This is a genomic window from Microcystis sp. M113S1 (assembly GCF_020246945.1).
In the GTDB taxonomy this organism is placed as follows: Bacteria; Cyanobacteriota; Cyanobacteriia; order Cyanobacteriales; family Microcystaceae; genus Microcystis.
The window spans coordinates 1-4548 of the sequence record NZ_JADBSA010000384.1; the positions used below are offsets into that span (position 1 = coordinate 1).

4 protein-coding genes are annotated in these 4548 nt (G+C 44.6%); 3 read left to right on the forward strand and 1 reads right to left on the reverse strand.

Going from position 1 to position 4548, the window contains the following annotated elements; genetic code table 11:
* Positions 1 to 236 precede the first annotated feature (236 nt).
* Positions 237 to 1187, forward strand: a complete 951-nt coding sequence (locus IM319_RS19500; RefSeq protein WP_286825817.1) for an NAD-dependent epimerase/dehydratase family protein — start codon at positions 237 to 239, stop codon at positions 1185 to 1187.
* 131 nt (positions 1188 to 1318) lie between these two features.
* Here the strand turns inward: IM319_RS19500 and IM319_RS19505 are convergent, their stop codons facing one another.
* Entirely contained in the window at positions 1319 to 2260 is a 942-nt protein-coding gene (locus IM319_RS19505) for a DUF1517 domain-containing protein (protein ID WP_286825816.1), read from the reverse strand.
* 157 nt (positions 2261 to 2417) lie between these two features.
* On the opposite strand from IM319_RS19505, the gene IM319_RS19510 reads away from it, so the two are divergent.
* Together IM319_RS19510 and IM319_RS19515 are read left to right on the forward strand one after the other, a co-directional pair.
* Positions 2418 to 3677: a phosphopantothenoylcysteine decarboxylase gene (locus IM319_RS19510; protein WP_287697668.1), complete on the forward strand. Its 1260-nt coding sequence runs from the start codon at positions 2418 to 2420 to the stop codon at positions 3675 to 3677.
* A gap of 43 nt (positions 3678 to 3720) precedes the next feature.
* Positions 3721 to 4020, forward strand: coding sequence for a 2Fe-2S iron-sulfur cluster-binding protein (locus tag IM319_RS19515; protein WP_286825814.1), 300 nt, complete (start codon positions 3721 to 3723; stop codon positions 4018 to 4020).
* Positions 4021 to 4548: the final 528 nt, after the last annotated feature.

The following is a 4548-nucleotide window of genomic DNA, read 5'->3' on the forward strand; positions in this document are numbered from 1 at the left end:
AGACAGATAGGGTAGGGCATACCCAAATCTTGGTTGAAAGACCAAAACGCTTGGAGAGTGAACCATAAAAAGGATAACTAGATAGCAAGTGATATTCTAGTAGGTTCGGTTCAGACATAATCGTGTAAGACCTAAGTAAGGGAAACCAGAAAAGGCTGTGATTAGCTTCAAGAATCCTCGCGCCTTTAGGCCCAGGAGTGTCAAAATCGATACAAAATATCAACGACTAGGATTAAATGGCTACTCATATTGTTACTGGTGTCGCGGGTTTTATCGGTTCTAACTTGGCACAAAAGCTTTTAGAACAAGGAGATCAGGTGATCGGTATCGATCAATTTAACGATTATTATGATCCCAGTTTAAAGCGCAAAAATGCCCATATTCTAGCAAAATATCCCGAATTTAAGTTAATTGAAGCGGATATACAAGCCCTTGACTGGCGACAACTGTTGCAAGGAGTAGAAGTATTATTCCATCAGGCAGCCCAAGCAGGAGTCAGAGCAAGCTGGGGTGATGGATTTCGTCAATATACCGAAAGGAATATAAATGCCACTCAAATCATTCTTGAGGCCGCTAAGGAAACCCCTTCTTTACAACGGATGGTTTTTGCTTCCACTTCCTCGGTGTATGGCAATGCGGAAACGATGCCGACTCCCGAAACCCTTTGTCCCCAACCAGTTTCACCCTACGGCATCACCAAATTAGCGGCAGAAAGACTCTGTTGGCTATATCACCAGAATTTTAACGTTCCCGTCACTGCCTTGCGTTATTTCACCGTTTATGGACCGCGGCAACGTCCCGATATGGCTTTCCATAAGTTTTTTCAAGCAGCGATCGCAGGTAAAGCCATCGGCATCTACGGAGATGGCAAACAAACCCGCGATTTTACCTTTGTTAGCGATGCTGTAGCCGCTAATTTAGCCGCTGCCCTAGTCCCGGAAGCGGTGGGGGAGGTGTTTAATATTGGTGGTGGTAGTCGCGTGGTTTTGCTGGATGTCTTGGATACCATGGAAAAAGTCATCGGTAAACCGATTTTGCGATCGCATCAAGGACTCGCCCGGGGAGATGCCCGTCACACCGCCGCCGATGTCACCAAAGCCCGTACAATCTTAGGTTATAATCCCCAAGTCTCTTTAGCCGAAGGATTAGCCCAAGAATGGCAGTGGATTCAGGAATTATATTGTTAGGTTAACTTCGGGTGTGTTACGGTGCGCTAACACACCTAAAAATCCCATCACGGGAGCAATTCGTTAATAATCAAAAAATCTCCCCGTAAAAGGGAGATTTTGGGCAATATCTAGGGTTATCCCCCGACAAATTACACCAATTTCAGATCGGGATAATTGGCGAGAATGTCGTCTTGACTGAGAATATCACCCTCGCTTTGAGGAGTCCAAATCACTTCTACCGCTAAAAGTCGATCGCCTCCCATACTACCAATTTGTTGCAGGGCTTGTTTCAAGTCTTGGGAATCATTAATTTTGGGTAGAGAAAATTTACCGACAATGCCAGCGAAAATAGTCACCAAAATATAGCCTTCCGGTGCGGTTTTAGCTAATTCTCCAGCCGATTCGGTTAAAATATTTTCTTGAGAACCTTGACGCAGTTGATTATTGTAATTAGTTAAGGTTTCCGCCGTTAGTTTACCGCGTTCGTTGAGAGACCACTGATTAAACTTCGCTTCTGCACTGCTGAGGCTGGTTTGTTGGCAATCGACGTTACCATAAACCCAGTATTCCGGATGACGCAACAGGGCGAGGGCGGATTCTTGTAAGACATCGACGCGCCCCTCGGAGGTGCTAGTATCCACAGTTAGGGCGATTTGATTTAATTCTTGTTGCAGATAACGGGCATTTGCCAATAAACCCACCTGTACTTTAGCCACGGAGACGGTTTCATATCCCGGTTCAACAGCCATACCATTCTCATCACTGCCTCCACCATTACGGAAAGCATTAACGAGGAAATTGGCAATAGCAAAAAAGATTAACAGAGAAATTAAGCCGCCGCCACCACCACCCCAAAAGAAGGGTAAAAGGAAGGGAAAACCAATACCTCCACCGTAACCGGGGGAACTGTAACCACCACCTCTAGAAGGGCTAATACTGCGACTAGGAGCGCGAAAACTACCGCCCCCCATTCTACCCCCCGATGCCGCTAAAGCACTGGGAACATTGCCTAAAATCAGCGTTGTTACTAATCCGATGACGATTAACGGCTTGGCAAGCGATCGAACTTTAGTTAAAATTTTGTCAATCATAAGAACACCGAAGCAACCCTTTATTTACTAGGATAACCAGTTTCTCGCTCAGAGATAGACAAATCCCGAATAGGGATAACCGAATCAGTGATCAGATATCAGATTTGAGTTTTCAGTTCACTGATTACTGTTTACTGTTTACTGATCACTGAAAATTATGACTTGGAATTTCTCTTCTCCGACGGATTCGCCATTAAGCGATCGCGAAGTACCCTTAGAAAGTCATCATCTCTGGGGTAAACGTATTGCTTTACTGGTAACGGGAGGGATTGCGGCCATGAAAGCGCCGCTAATTGCCCGATCTTTGCGTAAATTCGGGGCTACAGTCGTGGCTTTTGTCTCAGAAGAAGCTTTAAGATACGTCACTAAGGAAGCTTTGGAATGGAGTACGGTTAATCCCGTAATTAGCCAATTAACGGCAAAAGCAGAACATTTAAGCGATCAATCTCCCTTTGATCTTTATTTAGTCGCCCCCGCTACCTATAACACGATTAATAAGTTTCGTTACGGAATAGCTGACGGAGTGATCACTTCATGCTTGGCCTCGGCCTTGGGACGACAGGAAAAGGGAAAAACTAAAATTCTGCTTGTCCCCACCATGCACGGCAGTTTACATAATGCTATTCTGACCGAATCTTTGCAAACTCTCGATCGCTTGGGAGTCCAGATTATGTCACCCCGGGATGATTACGGTAAGCACAATCTCCCCGGGGAAAAAGAGATTACCGTAGCAGCCTGTGGGATTCTCAGTAATTCTGTCCTGAAAAATATGCCGATTTTAGTCACTGGTGGACCCACACCCGTTATTATCGATAATATTCGTCGTTTAACCAATCGTTTTACCGGACAATTAGGAGTCGCTATTGCAGAAGAATTGTACCTGCGCGGGGCAAAGGTGCAATTAATCCACGGACGCGGCAGCTATACACCTCCCGCTTATTTACCCCATGAAATTATTGAAACCTATGACGAGTATCTAGGGAAGGTTATGGGAGAATTAGAGAGTAAAGATTATAAATTTGGGATTTTTTCGGCAGCAGTGGCAGATTATCGCTTAGAAAGCCCTTTTTTTGGTAAAATTCCCAGTGGTGGGCTGTTAAATCTTAATTTTGTGCCGACGGAAAAAGTGATTGACAAGGTGAGAGAAAAATTTCCCGATTTAGAGATGGTGACTTTCAAGTATCAGGAGGGAGTCAGTCAGGAGGAGTTACTGGAAATCGCCCGTAAACGCCTAGAAAAGGGCTATCAGGCCGTCATTGCTAATCGGGGTGAGGAAAAGGGCGATCAAGGGGAACAGGTGGCTTATTTGGTCACAAAAGCGGCATTAGGGAAATTTATCGGCAAAAAAGCGATCGCTATTGGCATCGCCGAATATTTAGAACAGCGAGCCAAAAATGTTACAATCGAAAAAATTTAATATTTTTTAATATTAATTTGCAAAAATTTAGGGTAACACAGTCATGGGTAACATCAACTTCGTCAAAGAGAATAAGATCGTGGTAGCGGCAGATGGGGCGAATTTACGAGAGAAAGCAATCCAGAATGGCGTTGATATCTACACTTTTGGCGGTAAATTGATGAATTGTGGCGGTTACGGTCAGTGTGGTACTTGTATAGTGGCAATTGTCGAGGGTATGGAAAATCTCTCGGCTAAAACCGACTTTGAACAGCGCCGTCTGAAGAAAAAACCCAAAAATTATCGTTTAGCCTGTCAAACCATCGTTAATGGTCCTATTAGCGTCCAAACTAAACCAAAATAGCACTTAAGCGTCAGAAACGACCATCGAGCGCGAAGCGGATTGGAGTAGTTCAAAATTGCCAGACAAATTCTTGGCATTTAATAGCATAATTACCTGAGCGGCTTTTTCAGCAGACCCTAATTGGGGTCTGCTGAATAAATCTAAAAACCTTGTTAGATAAGACTTTTAGACTTTTTGTCAATCAAAAAAAGTACCAGGCATGGGAGTGATCGGGGGGAAAATTCCGGGACTTTTTCCCTGAAAATCGGTAAAACCCATCCCCCATCCCCCATCCCCCAACCCCCAACCCCCACCGAAAAACTTTTTGCCGCAGACCCTATTTAGGGTTAGCTGAATAAATCTAAAAACCTTGTTAGATAAGACTTTTAGACTTTTTGTCAATCAAAAAGTCCCGGATATGGGAGTGATCGGGGGGAAAATTCCGGGACTTTTTCCCTGAAAATTAGGTAGTTGACCACCTGAAAATCGGTAAAACCCATCCCCCATCCCCCATCCCCCATCCCCCAACCCCCAACCCCCACCGAAAAA